Origin of the sequence: Haloferax sulfurifontis ATCC BAA-897, assembly GCF_000337835.1 — an archaeon.
Taxonomy (GTDB): domain Archaea; phylum Halobacteriota; class Halobacteria; order Halobacteriales; family Haloferacaceae; genus Haloferax; species Haloferax denitrificans.
In genome coordinates this window covers 64008-88775 of the sequence record NZ_AOLM01000016.1, presented here as the reverse complement: position 1 = coordinate 88775, position 24768 = coordinate 64008, and the positions used below count along the sequence as shown (strand labels likewise).

Below are 24768 nucleotides of genomic sequence, written 5' to 3'. Positions count from 1 at the left end.
TAAAAGGCCGTCGAACCGATGGCGCTACGTCATGCGGTTTCATGCCGAGATTACTCATAAGATAATGACAGACTGTCGGCGGTGAACGATGACTCTCGGAGGAACAGGTATCGCGCGACTGGAGGCCGGTCGGTCATCCCACGCGTCGTACGTTCGGTCTGACCGGGTGTCGGTCGCGCAAGCAGACGCTGGTGGCGCTGTTTGAAAGGCGTATCGACTGCTCTACGACCCGTAGCGCTACGCGTGCGTACGCACGCTGAGAATAATGGCGCATGGCGCCGGTCGCGCTACTCGTCGAGGTGCTCGATACCCCTCTTTGAGACGTTCCCCTTGGTGATTTTCCCCTCCATCCAGCCGGGCTTGTCCTCGGGGGCACTGCTGTTCCACGCCCACGCGTCGAAGATGTGGACCTTGTCGGTCCCCTTCTCGCGGAGTCGAATCTCGACTGCGTCCGACTTCGCCTCGTCCTCGGACCCGGCGGGGTCGAGTCGTCGGGCCGCCTTGAGCGCCGCTTGCCTCGGCATACTGCCCGAAAACACACTCGTCTCTGTACCGTCCTCCTCTCGGAGCACGAAGTTTCGCTTACCGTCCTCGCGTACCATGATTTTCCACCTCTATGCCAATGAACCACATGGCACATGATAAATATATCGACGAATTTCGACCGACGACGCCGTGTTGCTTATAAACTCGACCGATTTGTCGGGGCGCCAACCCTCACCGGAGTAGCGACGGGTTTCCCTGCGAGACGGTCCGGTTGCGGCGAAAATCACCACTCCACGGGAAGACGGAGACAACACTTATGTATCCCCTGCGGCGAACCAACGGATAGACCCCCAGATGGTCCGGAAAAAGAAGCTCAGTCCGAGTGGCGCCAAAGACGAGAACGGCGAGTACCACAACGTCCACGTCAACCTCCACGAAGACGAACTCGCGGTCGCCGGGATGGAGATCGGTGACGAGGTGTTCGTCCGCGTGCGGGACGGCAAAATCATCATCCAGAAAGCGGACCCAGACCAGGTCGAACACGACTTCTAAGCGCGTGACCCGCATCGTCTCGAACCGACTCACTCCCAGCGGAAGGCCCGACAGACAGCAATGAATCCCTACCGACTCGCCAAGCCGCTCCTGTTTTCGCTCCCACCCGAGACCGCTCACCGGACCATCCACGGACTGCTCGCGGCCGCTCGCGGCACGCCCGTCGAACCGCTCTTGGAGCGGCGCTACCGCGTCGAGGACCCCCAGCTCGCCACGCGCGCGTTCGGCCTCGACTTCCCGAATCCGGTCGGCGTCGCGGCGGGCTTCGACAAGAACGCCGAGATACCGACCGTCCTCTCGGCGCTCGGCTTCGGTCACGTCGAGGTCGGCGGCGTCACCGCGGAGCCCCAGCCCGGAAACCCGAGGCCGCGCATGTTCCGCCTCCCGGAAGACGAGGCGCTCATCAACCGCATGGGCCTCAACAACGAGGGCGCGGACGCGGTCGGAGAGCGCCTCGCCGCCGGACCGCACCCGGACATCCCGGTCGGCGTCAACCTCGCGCTCTCGGAGGTGACGCCCACCGAGGAGGCCCCAGCGGACTACCGCTACACCTACGAGCGCGTCGCCGACGGCGCGGACTACTTCGTCGTCAACGTCTCGTGTCCCAACAGCGAGGGCTTCCGCGACCTGCAGAACCGCGACTCCCTCGAAGCGATTCTCGGGACGCTCGTCGACGCCGGTGCCGACCCGCTTCTCGTGAAACTCTCGCCGGACCTCCCGGACCCCGCCGTGGAGGACGCGCTCGAAGTCGTCGACGACCTCGGGCTCGACGGCGTCATCGCCAGCAACACGACCACCTCGCGGCCCGACACCCTGCGGAACCCGAACCGGGCCGAGCGCGGCGGCCTCTCCGGCAAGCCCATCGAGGCCGAGGCAACGAACATGATTCGCTTCATCGCAGAGCGGACCGACGTGCCCGTCGTGGGCGTCGGCGGCGTCTCGGACGCCGAAAGCGCCTACCGGAAGATTCGCGCCGGGGCCGAGATGGTCCAACTCTACACGGGCATGGTGTACGAGGGGCCGTCCATCGCCCGCGACATCAACCGCGGCCTCCTCGACCTGCTCGACCGCGACGGCTTCGACGATGTGACCGACGCCGTCGGGTCGGGGCTGTAGCGTCGTCCGCGACGACCGCTCACCGCGAGGTGAGAACCGACCGCCCGCGCATCGGTGTCGAACCGAAGACTAATTTTCGAGCCAGTCGCTTGACAAGACGTGCGCCCGCCCTCCACTCGTGACTCCGGCGTGCTGGCGGTCCTCGCCTCGAACGCCGTCGCGCCGGTCGGCGTCCTGTTCCTCGGTTGGTCCCCGAGCGTCCTTTTCGGCGTGTTCGTCGCCGAAGTCGCCGCCGTGCTGTGGTGGACGCTGGTGAAGATACCCTTCGCCGCCAAACGCCCCAACAACGGCATCGGCGACGGGGACCGGCTGTTCGGCCCGTTACAGGCCAAACGAGGCGGCGTCTCGCTTCCCGGACCCCTCCCGGAGTGCTACCCGCGGAACGTCCCGACGCTCCTCATCGCGGCGTTCTTGCTCGTCCCGCTCGAACTCGCCATCGCCTTCGTCGTCTTCGGCTTGACCGACCCGGTCGTCACCGACGAGGTCGCCGGACAGATTCTCCTCGGTGGCGCGAGCGTGTTCGTCGGGCGGGGCGTCGAAACGGTCACCGGCTACTTCGCGGCGGGGGGCTACCGCGACCACTCCGCGCGGTCGGTGTTGCTTCCCCCGTTCAAACTCCTGTTCGCCGCCGGACTGCTGATGTTCGTCGTCGGACCGTTCGCGGTCGAACTCGAAAACGACGTGTTCCTCGTGATCCTCGTCGGCCTGAAGTTCCTCTACGACCTCCGCGCGCTCCAACTCGAACGGAGCGAAAAGCGTGGCGTCTTCTACCGCCTCTACGGGAGCGAGGAGACCGAGATAGAACCGGTTCCGGTCGAGGAGCCGAAAAGAGCGCCGACCTATCGAACCACGCCCGCCCGCGCGGTCGCTCTCACCGACGCGGTCTCCCAGAGCCTCCGGTACACGGTCACCAGCGGCGTGCTGTGGTGCTACGGCGTCGCCGCCGCGCTCGTCTTCTTCGGCGCGTGGGCGTTCGCGCTCGCGCCGCTCGGCATCGCCGCCGCGTTCGGTACCCTCCGGGGAGTCTCCCGCTATCTCGCCTCCGGTCCCGTCGAGTTCCGGAGCTACGGCGACGTGCTCGTCGCCCACGACGCGCTGTTGGACGAACCCCAAGCCCGCCTCGAACGCGACGCGGTCACCGACGTCAGCGTGTCCGCAGACGCCGTCGACCGTCTGTTCGGCACGGAGACGGTGCGGTTCGAGACCGGCGTGGACACGAGTCCCGACGTGGGACTCACCGTCCCCGACCCCGAGGAGGCTCGCACCGACGATGCGAACGCGAACCATCCGATGACGATTCCCCACGTCGAAGACGCGGCGGCGGTGCTGGACGCCTTCAAGCGCGAGACAGGGGCCGAAACGGAGACTGCGACCGAAGCCGCGCCCGAACCAGCGGCGTCCGGCAACGGCGACTGACGAGCGGTCAGCTGAGCGACCGACTGCCGAAAGAAAAACGAAACCGAAACCGACCGAACCGCCTCAGTCGGCGTGCTGGACGATGACGATAGCGTCGCCGGCTTCGAGCATGTCGCCGTCGCCGACGTACTCGCGGGACTCCTCGATGGTGAACATCTCGGGGGCGAGTTCGACGCCCGCGACGTGCATCACGCCGTCTTCGACCTCGTAGTCGTCGTCTTCGAGGGCGGCCTCGATGTCCGGGACCTGCGCGCCGTACTCGGGGCCGACGAGCGAGTACTCGAGGTCGACGCCGGTGACGACCGACTCGATTTCGGGCTCCTCGTCGAGCAGTTCGAGCTCCTCGATGTGCATGACGCCGCTCACGTCTTCTTCGAAGCCGTGGATGTCGCCGTACACTTCGACGAGGTCGACGGAGGCGTTCATCGAGAGCTGGTTGTCGCTTTTGTACTTGCGGAGCGCGCCGACGACGGCCATCGCCGTCTCGCCGGCCGCGACGTCGGCGTCGAGGCCGAGCGGTTCGGGCCACGGCTGGTCGTGGACGCTCGCCTCGTCGTACATGTCGCGCCACAGCTCCTCCGTGACGTGCGCGAGGATGGGCGCGAAGCAGGTCAGGAACCGCTTGTGGGCGGTCTGGAGCGTGTAGGCCGCCGAGGGGTCGTCGCCCTCGCGGACGCGCTGTTTGGCGATTTCGAGGTAGTCGTCGCAGAACGTGTGCCAGAAGAAACTCCGCAGGCGGTCGCGCGCCTTCGAGAACTCGCGGTTCTCCAGTTTCTCCGTGACGAACCCGAGTTCGCGGTCGAGCGACGCCAGAAGCCAGCGGTCGATGGCCTTCAGGTCGTCGTGGTCGAACTCGGCGGGCGCGTCCTCGGTGAGGCTCTCGACGAGCTTCGAGGCGTTCCAGAGCTTCCGCATGAGCTTTTCGCCCGCGACGAGGCCCTTTTCCTGATACGGCAGGTCGTCGCCGACGGCGCTCCCGGCGGCCCAGTAGCGGGCGGCGTCGACCGGGAACTTCTCTAAGACCTCGTCGGGGGAGACGACGTTGCCGACGGACTTCGACATCTTCTCGCGGTTCTCGTCGAGGACCATCCCGTTTATCATGACGCTGTCGAACGGGACCTCGCCGGTGTGCTCGTAGCACTTGACGACCGTGTGGAACAGCCAAAAGGAGATGATGTCGTGGCCCTGCGGGCGCATGTCGAACGGGTAGAGTTCGGGCCGTTCGAGTTCCATCGCCTCCGTCTCGGGGTTCCAGTCCCAGCCGCCGTTGATGAGGGGCGTGAGCGACGAGGTCGCCCACGTGTCGAACACGTCGTCCTCGGCGGCGAACTCGTCGTGGCCGCACTCGGGACAGGACTCGACCGGCGGGTCGTCAGAGAGCGGGTCGACCGGCAGGTCCTCGCGGTCGGCGACGACGACGTGCTCGCAGTCCTCGCAGTACCAGACGGGGAACGGAATCCCCGACGAGCGCTGTCGGGAGATGGCCCAGTCCCACTGGAGGCCTTCTATCCAGTTTTTGTACCGCGTGAACATCTTCTCGGGGTACCAGTCCATCTGCTCGCCGGCTTCGAGGTACTCCTCGCGCTTGTCGAGCAGTTTGATGTACCACTGGTCTTTGACGAGGAACTCGACGCTCGTGCCGCACCGCTCGTGGACGTTGACCGTGTGCGTGATGGCGCGTTTGTCGAGGAGCGCCCCGGCGTCGTCGAGGTCGGAGACGATGGCCTCCCGCGCCTCGTCGGCGGAGAGACCGGCGTACTCGTCTGCCTCCTCGGTCATCGTGCCGGACTCGTCGATGGCGACGCGGAGCGGCAGGTCGTGGGCCTGATACCACTCGATGTCGGTCTGGTCGCCGAAGGTACAGCACATGACGAGACCCGTGCCGGTCTCCAGGTCGACGCGCTCGTCTTCGAGGATGGGAACCCGCTGTCCGAACAGCGGAACCTCCGCTTCCTGCCCGACGAGGTGCTCGTTGTCGTCGTCGTCCGGGTGGACGAAGACGGCGACGCAGGCGGGGAGCAGTTCGGGTCGCGTCGTGGAGATGACGAACGACTCCTCGGACTCGGCCACGCCGAACTCGATGTCGTGGAAGTGCGAGCCCTGCTCGTCGTCTTCGGTCTCGACCTGCGAGATTGCGGTCTCGCACTCGGGACACCAGATGGCGGGGGCGCGCTGGCGGTACTGCCGACCCTTGTCGTAGAGGTCGACGAAAGAGAGCTGGGAGACGCGCTGGACCTCGGGCGAAATCGTCTGGTACGTCTGGTCCCAGTCGATGGAGATGCCGAGGTTCTGCATCTTCTCCGTGAACTCCCCTTCGTACTCCGCGGTGACCTCGCGGCAGAGCTTCTGGAACTCGCGTCGCTCGTAGTCCTGGTGTTTGATTCCGAGTTCGTCCTCGGTCAGGAGCTCCGACGCGATGCCGTTGTCGTCGTAGCCGAACGGGAAGTACACCTCGTCGCCGCGCATCCGGTTGAACCGAGCGACGAAGTCCTGGAGGGTGAAGCCGTAGACGTGGCCCCAGTGGAGGCTCCCGGACACCGTCGGCGGCGGTGAGTCGATAGAGAAGACGGTGTCGGGGTCTACCGCACGCTCCGGGTACGCGTACAGGTCTTCGTCGACCCACCTCTCTTGCCACTTCGCCTCGACGGTTTCCGGATCGTATTCTCCGCTCGGCATTGCGTTGGCGTACCTACAGCCGGGCGGACTGTTAAACGCCTCGGTTAAGTGCCCGAGGGGACGGAATTCGGCCGCGCGAGCCGTGACTACCTACAGCACAGAAAGCGCCGACGCGAGGTCAGAGCGCAGGTCGTCGACGTGCTCGACGCCCACCGACAGCCGCAACAGCGAGTCCGAGATGCCGAGCGCGTCGCGTTCGGTCTGCGAGAGCGGCGAGTGGGTCATCGTCGCCGGGTGCTCGATGAGGCTCTCGACGCCGCCGAGGCTGACCGCCAGCGGGAACTCCCGGAGTTCGCCGAGGAACTCGGCGGTTCCGTCGAGGTCGGTGTCGAGTTCGAACGACAGCACGCCGCCGAAACCCGACTGCTGACGGGCCGCGAGGTCGTGTTGCGGATGGGACTCCAACCCCGGATACAGCACCCGCGTCACGGCCTCGTGGGAGTCGAGGAACTCGGCGATTTCCATCGCGTTGGCCTCGTGCTGGCGCATCCGTAGCGGGAGCGTCTTGATGCCCCGAAGCGTCAGATAGGAGTCGAACGGCGAGAGCATCGACCCCATCCCGACGCGCTGGAGGAAGGTAATCTCCTCCAGTACGTCCTCGCGGTCGGTGACGACCGCGCCGCCGATGGAGTCGGAGTGGCCGTTGAGATACTTCGTGGTGCTGTGGACGACCACGTCGGCCCCGAGCGAAAGCGGGTTCTGGAACTGCGGGCTGAGGAAGGTGTTGTCCACGCCGAAGACCGCGTCGCCCTCGTCGGCGATGGCCGCGATGGCCTCGATGTCGCAGAGGTGCATGAGCGGGTTCGTCGGCGTCTCCATCCAGACGAGCGCGGTCTCCTCGCGCATCGCGGCCGCGACGTTTTCGGGGTCGGTGGCGTCCACGAACGACACGTCCACGTTCAGCCGGTCGGCGAACAGCCGGTTGAGCATCGTCTTCGTCCCGCCGTAGAGGTCCTCGAACGCGACGATGTGGTCGCCCGGCCGGACCACCGCGGTCATCGTCGCGGCGATGGCCGCCGTGCCGGAGACGAACGCCAGCGCGTGCTCAGCGCCTTCGAGCGCCGCGAGCCGGTGTTCCAGCGCGTTCCGCGTCGGGTTCGACAGCCGCGAGTAGAGGTACTCGCCCGCGTCGGGGTCGAGCGTCTCCAAGTCCGCGTCGGGGTCGATGCTCGGCACCGCGTAGGTCGACGAGAGATGGACCGGAACGACGACGTCCTCGACGCCCGGAGCCGGGGCCTGCCCGCGCTCGCCGTGGGTCACCGCCAGCGTCTCGCGGCGTACATCATAATCATTCATACGATAAATCCGGCGACTCGCGTCCTAAAGGTTTCTATCGCGTTCTGACCAAATGCACGAAAAGAATTACTTGCGTCGTTAAATTACCTCAAGTTATCCGATTTCGGTTCGTAGACCATCAGAAATATCCCCGAGCACCTGTACCAAAGCCGACAGGTCTGGGGCCCCACCGTTTTCCGCGACTCGCTCCGCTCGTCACGCAAAAATCTGGACCAAAAACGACCGCCGAAACTCCTACGCCAGCGCCGACAGGTCGAACTCGAACGCCGCGACCGGCAGTTCGAGGTCGTGGTCGACGATGACCTTCGGGTGGAGTTCGCCGACGACGCCGACTTCCTCGCCGTCGATGACGACCGCGGCGGTGCGGCCGTCGATGAACGACGGGTGGTCGGTCGCGGGCGTCTCCAGTTCCGCGTCGAAGTCGCGGCAGAGCGCCGCGAGTCGGGCCTTCGCGTCCTCGTAGGTCGCGTCGTGGCGCGCGAGGACGGCCGCGACGTGGCGGGCCTCGGCGACGCGGGTGTTCTCGTCGTCGTCGCGGTGGGCCACGTGGCCGATTTCCGCGAGGTCCTGCGGGTACGCCCGGTGGGTGTTGTTCTCCAGCACCATCGTCAGCGAGGGAAGCACCCACGTCCGGAGCATGGTGTAGTCCTCGCTGTACGGTTCGGTGATGGAGGCGGGTTCGCCGCCGCCGAGATACCCGGAGCCGACCTCGACACCCATGCGCTCGTAGTTCTCCCCCTCCGAAATCATGTGGAAGTTAAGCAGGTCCTCGAAGCCGAGGCCGACCAGCGAGGTGCGGACGGCGTCTTCGAGTCGGGAGCGCTCGTGGCGCTGGCCGACCGTCCCCACGTCGGGGTACCGCGGTTCGAGTTCGTTGAAGCCGTAGGCGCGGCCCACGTCGTCGACGAGGTCGAGCGGGTGGAGCACGTCCACGCGGTACGGCGGAATCGAGACCTCGTAGACGGTCTCCTCGCCGAGTTCGGCGTTCGCGTCGAGGCCGGAGCGCTCGAACAGGTCGATGACCTCGTCCAGCTCCAACTCGACGCCGAGGACCGTCTCGATGCGGTCGTGAGAGACGTGTTTCGTCTCGACTTCGAAGTCGGGCTTCGTGACGGTGCCCGTCTCGTACTGGACCTCGACCTCCTCGATGGTCGCCCCGCGGGCGGCCAGCGCGTAGCAGATGATGTTGCACATCCGGTCGATGGTCCACTGGTCGGTGCCGGTGAGTTCGACGAGCAGGTCGCGGGAGTCCGTCGAGACCTCGGTCCGGCGGCCGTTGATGACCGGCGGGAACGAGAACAGGCCGATTTCGTCGTAGATGGCCGGGTAGCGGTCGTACTCGCTCACGAGGTCGGCGTACTTCCGGCCCGTCGCGTGCTGTTCGAGCACCTCGGCGGGCGTGAGTTCGTCGTTGGAGTCGAGCGCGACGAAGGTGTCGCCGTCGGGCTCGATACCCGTGTACGTGATGGAGTTGCCGGAGGCGTTCTCCGAGAGCACGTCGCCTTTCAGCATCGTCAGGTCGTGGATACCGATGGCCCCCTTGGCGCGCTTTCGGCCCATCGTCGCGTGGAGCTTCTCCTGCAACTGGATGAGCGAGTCGAGCGCGGCGTCGTCCAAGTCGACCCCGCGGACGACCGCACCCGTGACGTAGGGGCGCTCGTCTGGCACGTCGTCGTCGACGACGAAGGTCCAGTCGGGGTCGTTCGTGTTCGGCACAGCGACGCCGCGGGCGTCGCCGTACTGGTAGCGAAGCGAGCGGGCGACGCCCTCGACCGACAGGCGGTCGAGGCGGTCGGGGCCGAATTCGAGTTGGAACGCCCCGTCGTCGGTGACGCCCTCGAACTCCAGTCCGAGCGCGAACAGGTCGTCTTTGAACTCCTCGTCGGACTTGTCTTCGTGGCCGGTCAGGCGGCGCAGTTCGTCGGGTTGAACGTCGACTACGGGCATTACTTGAGCACCTCCGTCTCGCGGAGCAGGTCGAGGTCACACAGCGTTCCGTGCACGTCGCGGATGTCGTCGAAGCCGTACATGAGCATCAGCAGGCGCTCTAAGGCGAGGCCCCACGCCATCACGTCGCACTCGACGCCGAGGGGGCGGAGCACCTCCTCGCGGAACATCCCCGAATTCCCTATCTCGATGAGTTCGCCCGTCTCGGGGTGTCGGCCGAACAGCTCGAACGACGGCTCAGTGTAGGGGTTGTAGTGCGGCTTGAACTGGATGTCCGTGATGCCGAAGTGAGAGTAGAACTCCTCGAAGGTGCCCATCAGGTCGCGCACCGAGAGGTCCTCGGCCATCACCCAGCCCTCGATCTGGTAGAACTCCAAGAGATGCGTCGGGTCGAGCGTGTCGTTGCGGTACACCTTTTCGACCGAGAAGTACCGTTGCGGCGGCTCTAACTCGCCGACCTCGTGACCGGAGAGATAGCGCATCGACAGCGACGTGGTGTGGCCCCGGAGCGCGATGGCCCGCGCGAAGTCCTCGGACCACGGCGAGTGGTAGCCGTCGCCGTCCTCGCCGACGCCGTTGAGGTGGGCGTCGCGGACGTTGTCGATGAGGTCCTCGGGGATGTCCTCCATCGGCGGCACGTCGAGGGCGAAGCGGTCCCAGTGGGTGCGCGCCGGGTGGTCCTGCGGCATGAACAGACAGTCGTTAATCCAGAAGTCCGCGTCGGCGTGCGGGCCTTCCATCTCGGCGAAGCCCATGCCGGTGAGCACGTCCTTCACGCGGTCGGCGGTCTGCCGGAGGATGTGCTTCTTGCCGCCGCGGGCCTCGGGCGCGTCGGCCTCGACGTTGTACTCGGTGAACTCCACGTCCTCCCACTCGCCGGAGGTGAGCATCTCGGGGGTGAGGCGGTCGACCGTCTCGGCCGCCTCGACGCCCTCCATCAGCGCCGTGACGCCCTCGTCGGTGAGGGTGACCGCGCGGATGGTGCGCTCGTGGCGGACCACGAGGTTCCGCGATTCGAGCTGGTCGAGCACGTCGCCGTCGACGGACTCGCCCGCGTCGAGGGCCGCGAGCGCGGCGGCCTCCTCGTCGGCGTCGGGGTCGGCGTCCGCGTCGGGGGCGAGTTCGCCCGAGTCGATGTGTCCGTAGCCCTTGCGCGCGAAGTTCGACAGCGCGATATCGACCTGTGGGCCGCCGAGGGAGGACGCGCCGATGACCTGTCCCATCGGGACCGCGTCGCCGTCGCCCGCGTCGAGCGCGGCGCGGTAGAGACGGACCTCGGGGAGGCCCTCGTCGGCGTACTCGACGCCCTCGTCTGTCAGTTCGACGGACTCCTCGGTGGTCTCGGCGACCGAGACGAGTCCCTCGTCGCGGAGGTCGAAGACCGCGCCCGTGACCGTCTCGGGCTTCTGGTCCGTCGCCTCCGCGAGCTGTGCAATCGTTCGTTCGTCCGTGGCGCTCGCGGCGTTCAACACCGCGACCTGTGATTCCGGAAGTCGCATCTGGTTCGTTGTGGCGTTAGCCGTCTGGTGGTCGGTTAGCAGTTTCGAAGCCTCGCCGCGCTGGCGGGGCTGACCGGCGGGGTCGGTTTCGTCCGGCGGGCGCGGTGACGCCCGGCCGGAGTCCGCCGACCTCAGGCGGTCAGAAAGAAAAATCCGAACCCGTCGGTGGTCGGTTCGCTCGCTCGCGCCCCGCGTTCGGGTTCGGATGCCATATGCGACCGATTGTGAGTGCCGAGTAAAAGCGTTGCGCGTCCACGCCGAGTCACTCCGAGCGCAGATACGTTCTTGGTACCGGCCGACCGAGAGACGGCGAAGACGAATGCGAGACCTAGACGCGACTCTCTCGGCGATTCGCCTCGGCCACGAGGCGTCGCTCATCGTCAAACCCCCGCACCGCCCGGACGACAGAGACGACGTCGAGGCCGTCCTCGTCCGGGCCGCGCCGCCCTACGAGTTCGACGACGGCGAACTGACCTACCGCGTCGTCGAAGACAGAGGCGAGGGCGAGCGTGCGGGCGACACCGGCTTTCGCGTCCTCGCGTCGCGCGACGTCGCCGACCCCGTCCGCGAACTCGGCGAACTCCGCGCCGTGGTCGATATGAGCGCGTAACGCGGCGTCGGCTTCTCTCGGTCCCTCTCAGGCCACGTTCCGCTCGCGGAGCGTCTCGCCCGATTCGAACCGGTCGAGCGACAGCGCCGACACGTCCACCTCGCAGGCGTCCTCGCCGAGACACAGGTCGGCGACGGCCTCGCCGGTCGCGGGCGCGTGCTGGAAGCCGTGGCCCGAAAAGCCCGCGGCGACGACGAGACCCGGTTCGACCGCGTCCAGAATCGCGTGGTGGTCGGGCGTCACGGCGTACAGCCCGGCCCAGCCGCTTCGAATCCGCGTCTCCGGCCCGAAGTAGGCCGCGGCGTCGTCGGCCCGCTCGGTCGCCTCGACCGCCCACTCGACGTCCATCGACTCGTCGAACCGGTCGGGGTCCACGTCGGGGTCCGATTCCGAGAAGTGCCCGCCGACAACGGCGGTCCCCTCCCGCTCCGGGCGGAAGTACGCCCCCGTGTCGAGGTCGATGGTGAGCGGGGCGTCCGCGGGGAGTTCCCCCTCGGGTTCCACGACGGCTATCTGCCGGCGGCGCGGCGCAAGCGGGAGGTCGACGCCGGCGAGCGAAGCGACCCGGCCGGACCACGCGCCCGCCGCGACGACCACGGCGTCGGCGTCGATGGAGCCGTCCGGCGTCTCGGCGCGCCAGCCGCTGGCGTCGCGAGCGGCCACCGCATCGGCCGAACCGTCGTCGAAACCGCCGTCGGAGCCGCCGTCGCCGACGCGAGCGAGGTCGGTCACCGGCGTCTTCGTCCGGATATCGACGCCGGCGGCGCGGGCCGCGTCCGCGTAGCCTTGTACCGCGGAATGCGGGTCGGCGACGCCGTCCGCGGCCGAGAAGGTCGCCGCGACGAACGACTCGGTTCGGAGTTCCGGCAGGTACTCGGCGGCCTCCGCGGGCGAGAGGACGCGACTCGGCGCACCGGCCTCGGTCTGCATGGCGACGTTCTCCCGGAACGCCGCGGCGGTCTCCTCGGTCCGGGCGAGAAAGAGGTAGCCGGAGCGCCGGTAGTCGATATCGACGCCGAAGTCGTCCGCGAACGACTCCCAGACGGGGACGCTGGCGAGCGAGAGTTCGACGTTCACGCGCGTCGAGAACTGCGTTCGGATGCCGCCCGCCGCGCGACCCGTACTGCCGCCGCCGAGCGTCCCCGCCTCGCAGACGGTGACCTCGGCCCCGCGGCCGGCCAGCGCGTGGGCGCAGGCGAGTCCGACGACCCCGCCGCCGACGATGAGGACGTGCATGGTCTCGTCTGATTCGCCACCGACATGAGTGTGTCTGTCACATACTGTCGAGGAACAATATTTTCACGCGGCCGCGGAGAGTAGTCAGGGTATGGTCCGTATTCTCTCCGCCGACGCCGTCGGCGAGTTACTCTCGCTCGCGGAGCTGTTTCCGGTCGTCGAGGAGGCGTTCGTCAAGCAGGGCCGCGGCGAGGTCGAACGCCCCCCGCGGCCGCACTTTCCGGTCGGCATCGACATCGACAGGGTTCGGGACGGGACCGGCGGCGAGGGAGTCGCAGGCTCGGGAGAGGAACCGACAGAGCGGGACGGCCCGCTCGGCACCGGTCTCACCATGCCGGCGTACATCCACGGCCGCGAGGTGTACGCGACGAAGCTCGCCGCCGTCCACCCGGGGAACGCCGCCCGCGGCCTCCCGACGGTGAACGCGCAGGTCGCCCTCACCGACGCGACGACCGGCCTCCCACTCGCGCTCCTCGACGGGACCACGGTCACCAGCGCCCGGACGGGCTGTATCGGCGGCCTCGCCGCGGAGTACCTCGCGGGCGACCCGATTCGGCTCGGCGTCCTCGGCGCGGGCGCGCAGGCCCGCTGGCAGAGCCGCGCTATCGCCGTCGGCTCCGCGGTCGAGTCGGTCGCGGTCTACTCCCCCAGCGAGTCCCGCGAGGCGTGCGCCGCCGACCTCCGCGAGGACGGTCTCCCCGCCGAGGCCGTCGACTCCCCCGAGGCGGCCGTCGACGGCGCGAACGTCGTCGTCACCGCGACGACCAGCGAGACGCCGGTGTTCGACGGCTCGTGGCTCGCCCCCGGAACGCTCGTCGTCGCCGTCGGTGCCTACACGCCCGAGACGCGGGAACTCGACGCCGAGACGTTCGAGCGGGCCGCGCGGGTGTTCGCCGACGTGCCCGAGGAGGTTGCCGAGATTGGCGACGTGCGCGGGGCCGACCTCGACGAGTCCGACCTGATTCCGCTCTCGGCCGTCTTCGAGGGCGACGCCGGCCGCGACGACGCCGACGAGATTCTGGTCGTCGAGAGCGTCGGTTCGGCGGTGCTCGACGCCGCGACCGCCGAGTACCTCTACGAGAAGTCGATCGCGCGAAGCGTCGGAGAAGAAGTGGGGTTGTGAGCGGTCGTTAGTGTCTCCGCCTCGTTAGTGTTCGGCGGCAACGCCGCGTCGGCTTTCAACCGCCACGAACTCCCGCCTCACTAATGTTCGGCGGCAACGCCGTGTCGGCTTTCAACCGCCACGAACTCCCGCCTCACTAATGTTCGGCGGCAACGCCGTGTCGGCTTTCAACCGCCACGAACTCCCGCCTCACTAATGTTCGGCGGCAACGCCGCGTCGCTCCGTCTCTAAGTCGATGTCCAGCGAGTCGAGGACCTCTTCGGCCTCCTCGCGCTTTTCGTGGTGGTCTTCGAGGAACTCGCGCATCATCGTCGCCGCCTGCTCCTTACAGCCGCCGCAGAGGCGCTCGCCGCCGACGCACTCGTCGTAGACCTCCTTGGCGAGTTCGTCGTCGTCGCCCGTCAGCAGGTAGGCGTACAGCTCGTACACCGGACATTTGTCGGCCTCGCCGCCGAGTTCGCGCTGTTCTTCGGCCGTGTCGCGGCCGCCGGTCGTCGCCGACTTCACCTTGTCGTAGCCCTCCTCGGGCGCGTCGAGAAGCGAGATGTGACTCGCCGGAATCGACGACGACATCTTGCCGCCGGTGAGGCCGGTCATGAAGCGGTGGTAGATGGACGACGGCGGGATGAAGCCGTAGCCGCCGTGGTGGGCCTCGACCTCGCGGGCGAGTTCCTCGGCCTCGTCGACCCCCACGTCGAACGCGTCGATGTGCTGGTCGTACCGGCGCTTTTCGCCCTCGATGTCCTCGATGAGCGCCTCGAACGCCTCGTCGGTCGCCTGTCGGGCGAAGAAGCGAATCCGCGGGCGGAGCGGTTCCATCCCGGCGTTTTCGAGCTTCTCGACCGCGGACTCGCGGACCGACTCGGCGACGAGCACGCCGGCCGCGTCGAGGTCGGCGTCGGCGAGCCACTCGGCCGCCTCGCCGCACCGCGGCACGTCGGCGTCCTCGGCGTACTCCTCGCGGGCGTCGTGGGCGGCCGCGACGAGCGGGCGCTCGGCGTCCGCGAGTTCGAAGCTCGCGAACGCCTCGGTCACCTTGAAGAATCGCATCCGGGTGGCGAGGTCGCGGGCGAACCGGACGTGGGGGTCCTGGTCGGGACCGACCGGGATGACCGTCGGCTTGGGGTCGTCCAACTGCGGGTAGAGGATGTCGGCCATCTGCGTGACGACCGACTGCATGTGCGAGACGTTGGTCTCGCCGTCGAAGCCGTAGATGGACTGGAACTCCGAGAAGTTGGCCTTCCCGCCGAGTTCGAACGCGAGCCGCTGGAGGCGGTCGTTGTCCGACTGTCGGTAGAGTTCGCCCGCCTCGGGGTCGAACCCGAGCGCGATGAGCGACAGCAGGTAGTCGCGGCTGTGCTCGTTGATTTCGTCCCACGGGATGCCGCGGGCGGAGTGGGCCTCCATGTCCGCGATGAGGCCGTAGGCGTCGCCGCCCTGCTGTTGATGCCAGATTATCTCGTCGAAGACGAGCTTGTGGCCGATGTGGGGGTCGCCCGTCGGCATGAACCCCGAGAGGACGGCGAAGTCGTCGCCGTTTCGCATGGCGTCGAGGACCGGCCGGTAGTCGCGGTGGCCGAAGATGACCCCGCGGCGCATCAGGTAGTGCGGGTTCGGCACCTCGTCGAGCACCTCGTCGAACTCCTCGATGCCGAACTCCTCGAACAGCTTCCGGTAGTCGGAGACGGTCGACGAGCCCCACGGGTCGAGGGCGACGTCATCTGCTCCCTCTGCTGTGCCTCCATCGGTGCGGATGCGCTCCGCGGGTTCGTCGTCTGTCATGGCGTGAGCCGACTGACCGAAAGCCAGTCTATCTCTCCGTTGTCGTCGGTCAGCGCAAAAACCATTCGCTTGCGGACACCGCCGGCGAGGCGCACGTCGAGCGAGAGGTCCCGCGGGACGAACGTGTGGTCGGGCGCGACCACGCGCACGAGGAACTCGGAGTGCGAGAGGTCCGACACCGACTCGAACTCCGTGTAGACGCGGAAGTCCGAGCCGAACTTGAAGCCGCTCTTGGGGACCGTCTTGGCCCCCCGGAGCGCGGCGTAGACCGCGAGCCGACGGTCGAATCGGTCGCCCTCCACGTCGCGGCCGCGGGAGACCACGTCGGCCTCGTCGATGGCGAGCGCGTCGGCGCGGGCGAGGTAGGCGGCTTCGAGGAGCGACAGCTGGAGCGGGCCGCTGTCGGCGTTTCTGCCGTACAGGCGCTGGCCGAAGAATCCGCGCTGGTAGAGGCGGTCGACGCCGTCCCAGACGAGCGCGCGGTCCGAGAGGAGTTCGGCGTCGAGGTCGGTCGGGAGGTCCTCGACCGCCGTCCCCTCGGGGGAGTAGCCCTCGGTGTCGAAGTAGGTCAGGTCGCCGTCCTCGTCGACGATGGCGAGCACCACCTCGCCGAGCGACGAGACGGGGATGGACTCGCGCTCGCCGACGACGCGGACGCGGTGTTCGACCTCGCCGTCCCACGGGCCTTTCCCGCGGGGGTAGACGAGGAAGTCAGCGCCCGCGGCGTCGTCGACGCCGGGCCAGCCCTCGCGGGCGGGCGAGAGGTAGAACCCGCGGTCGCGGAGGTCTTTGTAGACGACGAAGTCGAGGGTGGTCCCGGTGCGCGCGAGGAGTTCGCGCAGGCCCATCCCGTCCACGCCGTCGATGTCGTCCCGCGAGAGCAGGTGGGCGGCCTCGACGGGCGCGACCTCCAGGTCGTCGCCGCCGGTGGGTCTCCCGTAGCCGCGGGAGTCGTGGAACCGCTGTCGAGCGTCGCCCGGGAGGTGGACGACGCCGTCTTCGAGGCGTCCTTGCATACCCGAATCGGGGCGCGGGGACGACAAAGGGTCTGCGATGCCGGCGGCGGGTCGGCGCGCGGGAACGTCGGGGCCGCCGCAACCGTCTGCTCGTCGCGGGGTGCGTCCGTGGATGCGCCCGCTCGGCCGGCCGTGTCGCCAGCGACGGGGCCACGCCCGTCGCCCCTCGTCTCGGCTCATCGGCCCTCGCAGGTCGAGTCGAGACACCGCCGGCCGCGACCCGTCTCGAACGTCGGCAGGCCGCAGTCGCAGTCGTCGACGACGACGCCCGCGGGGATAGAAAACGCCGTCTCGCACTCGGGGTAGGCGTCACAGCCGGCGAGCAGACGGCCGCTCCGCCGGATGACTCGGAGCGGCGACCCGCAGTCCGGACACGACCACTCGCCGTCGAAGCGGTCCTTCACGCGGTCGTCCAGCGGGTCGCACCGGCGGTCGATACAGACCTCGAACGACGCGCCGCGCTCGACGCGCATCAGCGGCAGGCCGCAGTCGCCACAGGTCTCGTCGAGGACGGTCGCGCCCGCCGGCAGGCGGTACTCGGTTCCCGAGTCGAGGGCGACGACGGCCCCGTTCGTCCTGACGAGCGGGTCGCCGGTGTCGGGATGTGAGCCGACCGGGACGCCCGCGTCGCTCGCGGGGTACTCGGCGCGGCCGGCCACGTCGTTCGACTCGACGGTGAGCGTCTGGTCGCCGGCGCGGGCCACGAGGCCGAACGACCCCGGTCCGGACTCGACGGTCAGCGAGTCGGCGCGGGTCAGCCACGCGACGGGCTGGTAGCCGGCGGCGTCGTGGACGAGGACGGTTCGGTCGGGCTTGGCCACGACGACGACCCGGCCGCGCTGGGTGCGGTCGCGGGAGCCTTCGAAGCTGACGGTGCAGTCGCCGGCGAAGACGCGTATCGAATCCATGCGGCGGGGTGGTTCCGGGTTCCGATTTGAACCTACGTGCGAGGGTTCTCCGGGCATGCCGCGGAACGAAGCTCTTTGGTCGGCCGCGGCCGAGGGCGAACCATGGACGCGAACGTCGTGCTGTTCGACATGGACGGAGTGTTAGTCGATTCCGAGCAGTACTGGCACGCCTTCGAGGACGAGTGGGTGTTCGCCGACGCCATCGAGTCCGGCGACCCCGACCACGAGGAGATAACGGGGATGAACTTCCGCGAGATATACGACTACCTCGACGCGACGTACGGGACGACCGTCACGAAAGACGAGTTCATCGCGGCGTACCACGAGAACTCAGAGAGCGTCTACGGCGAACACGTGGTCCTGATGGACGGCGCGGAGGAGCTGTTTTCGGACCTCCGCGCGGCGGGCAAGAAGCTGGCAATCGTCTCGTCGGCCCCGCAGGACTGGATTTCGACCGTCCGCGAGCGGTTCGACCTCGACCCCCTCGACCTCGTGCTCTCGGCCGAGGACATCGACAAGGCCGGCAAGCCGGAACCCCACATCTACGAGCACGCCGCCGCCGAGTTCGGCGTCGCCCCCGAGGACTGCGTCGTCGTCGAGGACTCGATAAACGGCATCGAAGCGGCCGTGCGGTCCGGCGCGTACACCATCGCCTACCGCGGCGGGCAGAACGCCGACCTCGACCTCTCGCAGGCGGACGAAATCGTCGACGGGCCGGAAGAGTTGCGGGCGGCGTTGCTCGGCGAGGAGTAAGGGAAACGCGACCGAAAACGGTCAGAACCCGACCGACCCCGCGGTTTCCGCTATTCGACCCGAACCGTCCGCGACTCCCGAATCGGGAGCATCGGCAGGTCGGGGAACGTGACCTCTACGACGAACTCCAGTTCGTCGTCGGTCGCGCCGAAGACGCCGACGGGGACGGTCTCCTCGTCCGAGAGATAGCACGTCTTCGCCGACATCTCCACGTCGTTGACGGTGACGCGGATGCCGACCGAGCCGCCGCCGCCGTCGTTTCGCACCCGGATGTCGTGCATGTCGCTCTCGCCGCGGGCGACCGACTCGGGGAAGTCGCCCCAGTCGATTTCGGGCGCGGGGAGGTCTTTCGCGCTCTCGATGACGCGCTCGGCGACGCCCTGCGAGAGGCCCGCGCGAGTGAGTTCTTTCACGCCGGCGTCGACCACGTCGGCCGGGGTGGAGAGCCCGCCGGTCGCGAGCTTTCGCGCGCGGCCGGGACCGATACCGTCGACGGCCGTGAGCGCCGCGGCGTCGCGACTGACGCCGTTTTCGACGCGGGCCTCGACGCGCCTCGCGAGGTTGGCCGCGCGGGCGTCCGCGAAGGTGTCGAGGAACTCGCGGAGCGCCGAGAGGAGTCGGAGCGCGTTCTGCTTGATGACCCACGCGTCGCTCCGGAGTTCGCTCGGCGTCGAGTTCGCCATGCTGGCGTGGAGGATGGCGAGCACCTTCCTCGGGCCGTCTTCGAGCGTGGTCGAGACGCCCGTCAGCACCGAGTCGACGGCGTCCACCTCGGACTGGCGCGCCGACACCTGCCGGAAGTCGGCCGCGCCCGCGACGGTTTCGAGGACGTCGTCGGCGGTGATGCGGTCCCGTTGCGCGAGGTCGGCGAAGCGGGAGGCGGTCCCGAGTCGGAGGTAGTACTTGGAGGTGAGTCGCCCGAGCGGGGTCGCGTCGATGGAGAGGTCGTCGTCCATCTCGACGAAGCCGCGGGAGACGAGGCGGTCGAGCACGTCGCGGACGCGCGAGCGGAGGTCCTCGAAGTCGTACGCCGCCGGGTTCGACTGCGCCCGCCGGTAGTAGAACGTCGTCTCCAGCCACGACATGACGTCGTCGAGGTCGCGGATGGTCCCCATGGCGATTTCGGCGTTGAGGTGCGAGTCGAGGTCTTCTGCGAGGCGCGACTCGATTTCCTTGCCCTCGCGGAGCAGGCGGCGGTACTTGTTCTGGTCCGAGCGGTCGCAGACGACCCAGCCGTAGCCCACGTCGTCGTAGCCGGGGCGGCCCGCGCGGCCGAGCATCTGGAGGATGTCGAGCGGCGAGATGTCCACCTCGCCTTCGAGCGGGTCGTGGTGTTTCGTGTCGCGGATGACGACACAGCGAGCGGGGAGGTTCACGCCCCACGCGAGCGTCGAGGTCGAAAACAGGAGCTGAATCTTGCCCTCCTTGAACCACTCCTCGACGGCCTCGCGGTCGTCCCGCGAGAGGCCGGCGTGGTGGAAGCCGACGCCGTCCAAGACGCCCTTGGCGAGCGAATCGTTGCTCAGTTCTTTGGCCTCGTTGTGGAAGTCGTAGTCGCCGCGCGCGCCGATGGGCACGTCGCGCTTGGCGAGTTCGTCGCGGGCCTTGGCGGCCGCGCGGACGGCGTCCTGCCGCGAGGAGACGAACACGAGCGACTGGCCGCCGTCGCGGATGTGCGGCTCGGCGAGGTCGAACGCCCGGTACAGCCGGCGGTACTTGTCGGCGAAGGAGTTCTCGCCGTGAGAGTAGGTCTTGACGCCCGCGTGGAGGTCGACCGGGCGGTAGTCGTCGCCGAACTCGAAGGTCGTCTCGTCCGGCGCGTCGAGCCACGCCGCCACGTCGTCGATGTTGGGCATGGTCGCCGACAGCGCGACGATGCGGGGGTCGCAGATGCGGCGCATCCGCGAGACGGTGACTTCGAGGACGCCGCCGCGGGTCTCCGAATCCAGCAGGTGGACCTCGTCGATGACGACGCAGTCCACGTCCTCGATGAACGAGTAGCGCGCGGAGTCGTGTTTCCGGGTCGCGGAGTCGGTCTTCTCGGGCGTCATCACGAGGATGTCGGCGCGGGCGGCCCGCCGGGGGTTCAGGTCGCGCTCGCCGGTGACGACGTACACCGAGTAGCCGAGGTCCTCGAAGCGCTCCCACTCGGTCTCCTTCTCGGTGGTGAGCGCGCGGAGCGGGGCGATGAAAAGCGCCGTCCCCTCGTCGCGGAGGGTCCGACAGATGGCGAGTTCGGCGAGCGCCGTTTTCCCGCTGGCGGTGGGCGCGGAGGCGACGACGTTGTGGTCGGTGTCGAGGATGGCGGGGAGCGCCTCGCGTTGCATCCGGTTGAACTCCTCGAACCCGAAGGCGTCTGCGAACTCGGGGACCGCCTCGGCGACTTTCACTGGGCGCACCTCCGGGTGCGCGCTGGCGTCGGGGACGAGACGAAGACGAGCGTCATACACGAAGCCGAGTCGTCCGTGGGGAAAGGCGTTTCTCCATCCGGCGCGGCGGCTCGCGGGTGTCGAACGAGCGGAAAACGGAGGGGCTGAGGTTGGTGGGTGGTAGGGGGAGGGTCGATTCGGGGACCGAGGTGCGGGCCCGCTTACGCGGCGCCGGCGAGCGCGGCGATGAACGACCAGTTCGTCCCCGCGGTGGCCTCGTGCTTCTTCGATTCGGCCTTCGTCATGTCGCGGCGGTGTTTCCAGTTCACACTCGATGGAAGTCTTTACTCGAATATAAGTTTTTCAGGTAAGTGATAAATCTAGCACGGTCGTACATGCTGTTTGATGGAAAGTCGTGATGTATTCGCCCATGAGTTTTCGTTTTCCGTGATAGAACTGTTCGTTTGAACGATTCTGAACAACATGTGCTAACATAGAACGTGGTTCGGCCGAACGGTGTCGTGGCGACGTGGGTTCGGTCGCCTCGGGCCAGCGATTGTGCCGCCAACCCGACAGACGGCGGACCAATCCTCACGTTTTTGCCCGTCGCCCCGCAAGAACTGCCTATGCGCACGCGGCGGAAGCCAGACTGGTTGAAGATGCGACCGCCATCGGGCCGGCGTTTCACCGATATCAAATCGACGCTCCGGGACCGGAACCTCAACACCGTCTGCGAGGAGGCGAACTGCCCGAACCTCGGAGAGTGTTGGAGCGGCCGCGACGGCCCCGGCACGGCCACGTTCATGCTCATGGGCGACCGGTGCTCGCGCGGGTGTAACTTCTGCGACGTGACGACCGGTGGGATGGAGCCGCTGGACCCCGACGAGCCGGCGAACGTCGCCGACGCGGTGACCGAAATCGGCCTCGACTACGTCGTGTTGACCTCCGTGGACCGCGACGACCTGCCGGACCAGGGCGCGGCCCACTTCGCCGAGACCATCCGCGAAATCAAGCGCCGCGACCCCGAAGTGCTCGTCGAGGTGCTGATTCCCGACTTCCAGGGCGAACCCGAACACGTCCGAAAGATAATCGACGCCGGGCCCGACGTCATCGCCCACAACATCGAGACCGTCGAGCGCCTCCAGTGGCCGATTCGGGACCGCCGCGCCGGCTACGAGCAGTCGCTTTCGGTGCTCCAGCAGGTGACAGACGAGTCCGACATTCACACGAAGACCTCCGTCATGCTCGGCCTCGGCGAGCACGCCCACGAGGTCTACCAGACCCTCTCGGACCTCCGCGAGGCCGACGTGGACATCGTCACGTTCGGCCAGTACCTCCAGCCCTCCCGGAGCCACCTCGACGTGTTCGAGTACGTCCACCCCGACGCCTTCGAGACGTGGCGGCGCGTCGCGGAGGACGAACTGGGCTTTCTCTACTGCGCGTCCGGCCCGATGGTCCGGTCGTCGTACAAGGCCGGCGAACTGTTCGTGGACGCGCTCCTCCGCGAGGGGTCGAGCGTCGAGGAGGCGCGGCAGGCCGCCCGCGCGGCCGCCGGACAGTAGGTCGCGGCCGCCGCGACGCACCGACTGCGTCCGCCGTACCGCCCCCGTCCGCGCGACTCAGCCACCCGGGTCCGACATCCGGGTCTGACCCCGCGCCCGCCCCGAAACAGTCCTGCAATGCTGTCGATATTTCCGATTATTTCTCGGCGATGTGTGGGTTCACACTAATGAACGTCAGGAAGAATCGTTTAGAATCGAAAATGTCCAATTTTACCCCGCGTGAGTTTACATAGCACGACGCGAACCGCAATATTCCGAGCCAAAGTAAATTATATACGAAAACAATATAACGCCGGCGGGTGTCGATTTTGCCATGAACAGGAGGGTTCTCCCGTGAGCGTGCTTCAACGCGACCCGCAGGACCAGGTACGAGTGCTCGACGAGGACGGGACCGTCGTCGGCGAGGTCCCCGACGTCGACGACGAGACGCTCGTCGAGATGTACCGCTACATGCGTCTCGCCCGGCACTTCGACACGCGGGCGGTGAGTCTCCAGCGACAGGGGCGGATGGGGACGTATCCGCCGCTGTCGGGACAGGAGGGCGCACAGATCGGGAGCGCGCTCGCGCTCGACGAACAGGACTGGATGGTTCCGAGCTATCGCGAACACGGCGCGTCGTTGCTCCGGGGCCTCCCGCTGAAGCAGACGCTTCTGTACTGGATGGGCCACGAGAAGGGCAACGAGATGCCCGAGGGCGTGAACCTCTTTCCGCCCGCGGTCCCCATCGCCTCGCAGATTCCGCACGCGACCGGCGCGGCGTGGGCGAAGAAGCTCCGCGGCGAGGACGACACGGCCGTCATCTGTTACTTCGGCGACGGCGCGACCTCCGAGGGCGACTTCCACGAGGGACTGAACTTCGCGGGCGTCTTCGACACCCCGAACGTCTTCTTCTGTAACAACAACCAGTGGGCCATCTCGGTGCCGCGGGAGCGACAGACCGCCGCCGAGACGCTAGCGCAGAAGGCGACCGCCTACGGCATCGACGGCGTGCAGGTCGACGGGATGGACCCGCTCGCGGTCTACTCCGTGACGAAGGCGGCGCTCGACAAGGCGAAGAACCCCGGCGAGGGCGAGGGCCGCCCGACGCTCATCGAGGCGGTCCAGTACCGCTTCGGCGCGCACACGACCGCCGACGACCCCACCGTCTACCGCGACGACGACGAGGTCGAAAAGTGGAAGGCGAAAGACCCGATTCCGCGGCTGGAGTCGTTCCTCCGCGAGACGGGCCGCATCGACGACGAGACCGTCGAGTCCATCGAAGAAGACGTGAAACAGCGGGTCGCCGACGCCATCGAGGCGGCCGAGTCCGACCCGCGTCCGGACCCGAGCGAGATGTTCGATTACGCCTACGCCGAGCGGACCCCGGAGATTCAGGCACAGTACGAGGAGTTCGAGGCGCTCCGCGAGAAGTTCGGCGACGAAGGATTCCTCAGAGAATGAGCAGTCAGAACCTCACCATCGTGCAGGCGGTACGGGACGGTCTCTACACCGAGATGAACCTCGACGACGAGGTGCTCGTCATGGGCGAGGACGTCGGCAAGAACGGCGGCGTCTTCCGGGCCACGGAGGGACTGTGGGACGAGTTCGGCGACGACCGCGTCATCGACACGCCGCTGGCCGAATCGGGCATCGTCGGCACGGCCGTCGGCATGGCCGCGATGGGGCTGAAGCCGGTCCCCGAGATTCAGTTCTCCGGCTTCATGTACCCCGGTTTCGACCAAATCGTGAGCCACATGTCGCGGTTCCGCAACCGCACTCGCGGCCGCTACACGCTCCCGATGGTGCTTCGGGCGCCCTACGGGGGCGGCATCCGCGCCCCCGAGTCGCACTCGGAGTCCAAGGAGATGTTCTACGCGCACGAGGCCGGCCTGAAGGTCGTCATCCCCTCGACGCCGTACGACACGAAGGGACTGCTCATCTCCGCCATCCGCGACCCCGACCCGGTCATCTTCATGGAACCGAAGCTCATCTACCGGGCGTTCCGCGGCGAGGTCCCCGAGGAGGACTACACGGTCCCCATCGGCGAGGCCGCCGTCCGCCGCGAGGGCACGGACGTGTCCGTGTTCACCTTCGGCGCGATGACGCGCCCGACGCTCGAAGCCGTCGAGAACCTCGAAGACGAGGGCATCGACGCCGAGGTCGTGGACATCCGCACCATCTCGCCGCTCGACCGCGAGACCATCGTCGAGTCGTTCAAGAAGACCGGCCGCGCGGTGGTCGTCCACGAGGCCCCGAAGAACGGCGGCCTCGGCGCCGAAATCACGGCGACGATTCAGGAGGAGGCGCTACTCTACCAGGAAGCGCCGGTCAAGCGCGTCGCGGGCTACGACGTGCCGTACCCGCTGTACGCGCTGGAGGACTACTACCTCCCCTCGGTCGCCCGCGTCGAAGAAGGTATTCGTGAGGCGGTGAACTTCTGAA

Annotated in this window: 19 protein-coding genes; 9 read left to right on the top strand and 10 right to left on the bottom strand. The window is 67.6% G+C overall.

The features are described 5' to 3' along the window. Positions 1–287: 287 nt before the first annotated feature. Positions 288–602 carry a non-histone chromosomal MC1 family protein gene (locus C441_RS08410; RefSeq protein ID WP_004968662.1) on the bottom strand — a complete coding sequence of 105 codons (315 nt, stop codon included), beginning with the start codon at positions 600–602 and terminating at the stop codon, positions 288–290. Positions 603–840: 238 nt separating this feature from the next. Here C441_RS08410 and C441_RS08405 point away from each other — a divergent pair, with 238 nt between their 5' ends. The 3 genes from C441_RS08405 to C441_RS08395 all read left to right on the top strand — a co-directional run bounded on the left by C441_RS08405 (position 841) and on the right by C441_RS08395 (position 3570). Then, positions 841–1038 carry a hypothetical protein gene (locus C441_RS08405; protein ID WP_004044784.1) on the top strand — a complete coding sequence of 66 codons (198 nt, stop codon included), beginning with the start codon at positions 841–843 and terminating at the stop codon, positions 1036–1038. A gap of 60 nt (positions 1039–1098) precedes the next feature. Further along, complete coding sequence (locus C441_RS08400) at positions 1099–2154, top strand: quinone-dependent dihydroorotate dehydrogenase (RefSeq protein ID WP_007274719.1); 1056 nt, start codon at positions 1099–1101, stop codon at positions 2152–2154. A 99-nt stretch (positions 2155–2253) separates the two neighbouring features. Beyond that, positions 2254–3570: a DUF6498-containing protein gene (locus tag C441_RS08395; RefSeq protein ID WP_275040266.1), complete on the top strand. Its 1317-nt coding sequence runs from the start codon at positions 2254–2256 to the stop codon at positions 3568–3570. Positions 3571–3633: 63 nt separating this feature from the next. Here C441_RS08395 and C441_RS08390 read toward each other — a convergent pair whose 3' ends face one another. The 4 genes from C441_RS08390 to pheS form a co-directional block, all read right to left on the bottom strand. Beyond that, positions 3634–6246 (bottom strand): valine--tRNA ligase, encoded by a 2613-nt coding sequence (locus tag C441_RS08390; RefSeq protein ID WP_007274717.1) that lies wholly within the window; start codon positions 6244–6246, stop codon positions 3634–3636. Positions 6247–6336: 90 nt separating this feature from the next. Continuing rightward, the gene (locus C441_RS08385; protein WP_049920509.1) at positions 6337–7542 is read right to left on the bottom strand and encodes a trans-sulfuration enzyme family protein; all 1206 of its coding nucleotides are present in this window, start codon (positions 7540–7542) and stop codon (positions 6337–6339) included. A 234-nt stretch (positions 7543–7776) separates the two neighbouring features. Continuing rightward, a complete protein-coding gene (gene pheT / locus C441_RS08380; protein ID WP_007274715.1) occupies positions 7777–9489 on the bottom strand; it encodes a phenylalanine--tRNA ligase subunit beta in 1713 nt (570 codons plus the stop codon). Next, positions 9489–10988 carry a phenylalanine--tRNA ligase subunit alpha gene (gene pheS, locus C441_RS08375; RefSeq protein WP_007274714.1) on the bottom strand — a complete coding sequence of 500 codons (1500 nt, stop codon included), beginning with the start codon at positions 10986–10988 and terminating at the stop codon, positions 9489–9491. Before pheS ends, pheT begins: the two co-directional genes overlap by 1 nt. 319 nt (positions 10989–11307) lie before the next feature. Between pheS and C441_RS08370 the strand changes: the two genes are divergently transcribed. Beyond that, a complete protein-coding gene (locus C441_RS08370) occupies positions 11308–11598 on the top strand; it encodes a hypothetical protein (protein ID WP_004968674.1) in 291 nt (96 codons plus the stop codon). Between the two features lie 27 nt (positions 11599–11625). Here C441_RS08370 and C441_RS08365 read toward each other — a convergent pair whose 3' ends face one another. Then, on the bottom strand, positions 11626–12834 hold the full coding sequence (locus C441_RS08365; protein WP_007274713.1) for an NAD(P)/FAD-dependent oxidoreductase: 1209 nt from the start codon (positions 12832–12834) through the stop codon (positions 11626–11628). 91 nt (positions 12835–12925) lie between these two features. Here C441_RS08365 and C441_RS08360 point away from each other — a divergent pair, with 91 nt between their 5' ends. Then, positions 12926–13957, top strand: coding sequence for an ornithine cyclodeaminase family protein (locus C441_RS08360; RefSeq protein WP_007274712.1), 1032 nt, complete (start codon positions 12926–12928; stop codon positions 13955–13957). Between the two features lie 192 nt (positions 13958–14149). Here the strand turns inward: C441_RS08360 and C441_RS08355 are convergent, their stop codons facing one another. The 3 genes from C441_RS08355 to C441_RS08345 form a co-directional block, all read right to left on the bottom strand. Continuing rightward, entirely contained in the window at positions 14150–15739 is a 1590-nt protein-coding gene (locus C441_RS08355) for a tryptophan--tRNA ligase (RefSeq protein ID WP_007274711.1), read from the bottom strand. Beyond that, positions 15736–16755 (bottom strand): tRNA-intron lyase, encoded by a 1020-nt coding sequence (gene endA / locus C441_RS08350; protein ID WP_007274710.1) that lies wholly within the window; start codon positions 16753–16755, stop codon positions 15736–15738. The genes C441_RS08355 and endA overlap by 4 nt, the downstream gene beginning before the upstream one ends. A gap of 176 nt (positions 16756–16931) precedes the next feature. After that, positions 16932–17663 carry an Sjogren's syndrome/scleroderma autoantigen 1 family protein gene (locus C441_RS08345; RefSeq protein WP_007274709.1) on the bottom strand — a complete coding sequence of 244 codons (732 nt, stop codon included), beginning with the start codon at positions 17661–17663 and terminating at the stop codon, positions 16932–16934. Between the two features lie 102 nt (positions 17664–17765). Between C441_RS08345 and C441_RS08340 the strand changes: the two genes are divergently transcribed. Next, complete coding sequence (locus tag C441_RS08340) at positions 17766–18416, top strand: HAD family hydrolase (RefSeq protein ID WP_007274708.1); 651 nt, start codon at positions 17766–17768, stop codon at positions 18414–18416. 50 nt (positions 18417–18466) lie between these two features. Here the strand turns inward: C441_RS08340 and C441_RS08335 are convergent, their stop codons facing one another. Next, a complete protein-coding gene (locus tag C441_RS08335; RefSeq protein WP_007274707.1) occupies positions 18467–20806 on the bottom strand; it encodes a DEAD/DEAH box helicase in 2340 nt (779 codons plus the stop codon). Positions 20807–21411: 605 nt separating this feature from the next. Here C441_RS08335 and lipA point away from each other — a divergent pair. From lipA to C441_RS08320, 3 genes are all read left to right on the top strand, one after another. After that, positions 21412–22347 (top strand): lipoyl synthase, encoded by a 936-nt coding sequence (gene lipA / locus C441_RS08330; RefSeq protein ID WP_049920508.1) that lies wholly within the window; start codon positions 21412–21414, stop codon positions 22345–22347. A 333-nt stretch (positions 22348–22680) separates the two neighbouring features. Further along, positions 22681–23787 (top strand): pyruvate dehydrogenase (acetyl-transferring) E1 component subunit alpha, encoded by a 1107-nt coding sequence (gene pdhA / locus C441_RS08325; protein WP_007274705.1) that lies wholly within the window; start codon positions 22681–22683, stop codon positions 23785–23787. Next, entirely contained in the window at positions 23784–24767 is a 984-nt protein-coding gene (locus C441_RS08320; RefSeq protein ID WP_004968684.1) for an alpha-ketoacid dehydrogenase subunit beta, read from the top strand. The genes pdhA and C441_RS08320 overlap by 4 nt, the downstream gene beginning before the upstream one ends. Position 24768 lies beyond the last annotated feature (1 nt).

What these genes read in the sequence shown, in the direction of transcription:
- C441_RS08410 (WP_004968662.1), bottom strand. Translation starts at nt 602, where the DNA reads ATGGTACGCGAGGACGGTAAGCGAAACTTCGTGCTCCGAGAGGAGGAC.
- C441_RS08405 (WP_004044784.1), top strand. Translation starts at nt 841, where the DNA reads ATGGTCCGGAAAAAGAAGCTCAGTCCGAGTGGCGCCAAAGACGAGAAC.
- C441_RS08400 (WP_007274719.1), top strand. Translation starts at nt 1,099, where the DNA reads ATGAATCCCTACCGACTCGCCAAGCCGCTCCTGTTTTCGCTCCCACCC.
- C441_RS08390 (WP_007274717.1), bottom strand. Translation starts at nt 6,246, where the DNA reads ATGCCGAGCGGAGAATACGATCCGGAAACCGTCGAGGCGAAGTGGCAA.
- C441_RS08385 (WP_049920509.1), bottom strand. Translation starts at nt 7,542, where the DNA reads ATGAATGATTATGATGTACGCCGCGAGACGCTGGCGGTGACCCACGGC.
- pheT (WP_007274715.1), bottom strand. Translation starts at nt 9,489, where the DNA reads ATGCCCGTAGTCGACGTTCAACCCGACGAACTGCGCCGCCTGACCGGC.
- pheS (WP_007274714.1), bottom strand. Translation starts at nt 10,988, where the DNA reads ATGCGACTTCCGGAATCACAGGTCGCGGTGTTGAACGCCGCGAGCGCC.
- C441_RS08370 (WP_004968674.1), top strand. Translation starts at nt 11,308, where the DNA reads ATGCGAGACCTAGACGCGACTCTCTCGGCGATTCGCCTCGGCCACGAG.
- C441_RS08365 (WP_007274713.1), bottom strand. Translation starts at nt 12,834, where the DNA reads ATGCACGTCCTCATCGTCGGCGGCGGGGTCGTCGGACTCGCCTGCGCC.
- C441_RS08360 (WP_007274712.1), top strand. Translation starts at nt 12,926, where the DNA reads ATGGTCCGTATTCTCTCCGCCGACGCCGTCGGCGAGTTACTCTCGCTC.
- C441_RS08355 (WP_007274711.1), bottom strand. Translation starts at nt 15,739, where the DNA reads ATGACAGACGACGAACCCGCGGAGCGCATCCGCACCGATGGAGGCACA.
- endA (WP_007274710.1), bottom strand. Translation starts at nt 16,755, where the DNA reads ATGCAAGGACGCCTCGAAGACGGCGTCGTCCACCTCCCGGGCGACGCT.
- C441_RS08345 (WP_007274709.1), bottom strand. Translation starts at nt 17,663, where the DNA reads ATGGATTCGATACGCGTCTTCGCCGGCGACTGCACCGTCAGCTTCGAA.
- C441_RS08340 (WP_007274708.1), top strand. Translation starts at nt 17,766, where the DNA reads ATGGACGCGAACGTCGTGCTGTTCGACATGGACGGAGTGTTAGTCGAT.
- lipA (WP_049920508.1), top strand. Translation starts at nt 21,412, where the DNA reads ATGCGCACGCGGCGGAAGCCAGACTGGTTGAAGATGCGACCGCCATCG.
- C441_RS08320 (WP_004968684.1), top strand. Translation starts at nt 23,784, where the DNA reads ATGAGCAGTCAGAACCTCACCATCGTGCAGGCGGTACGGGACGGTCTC.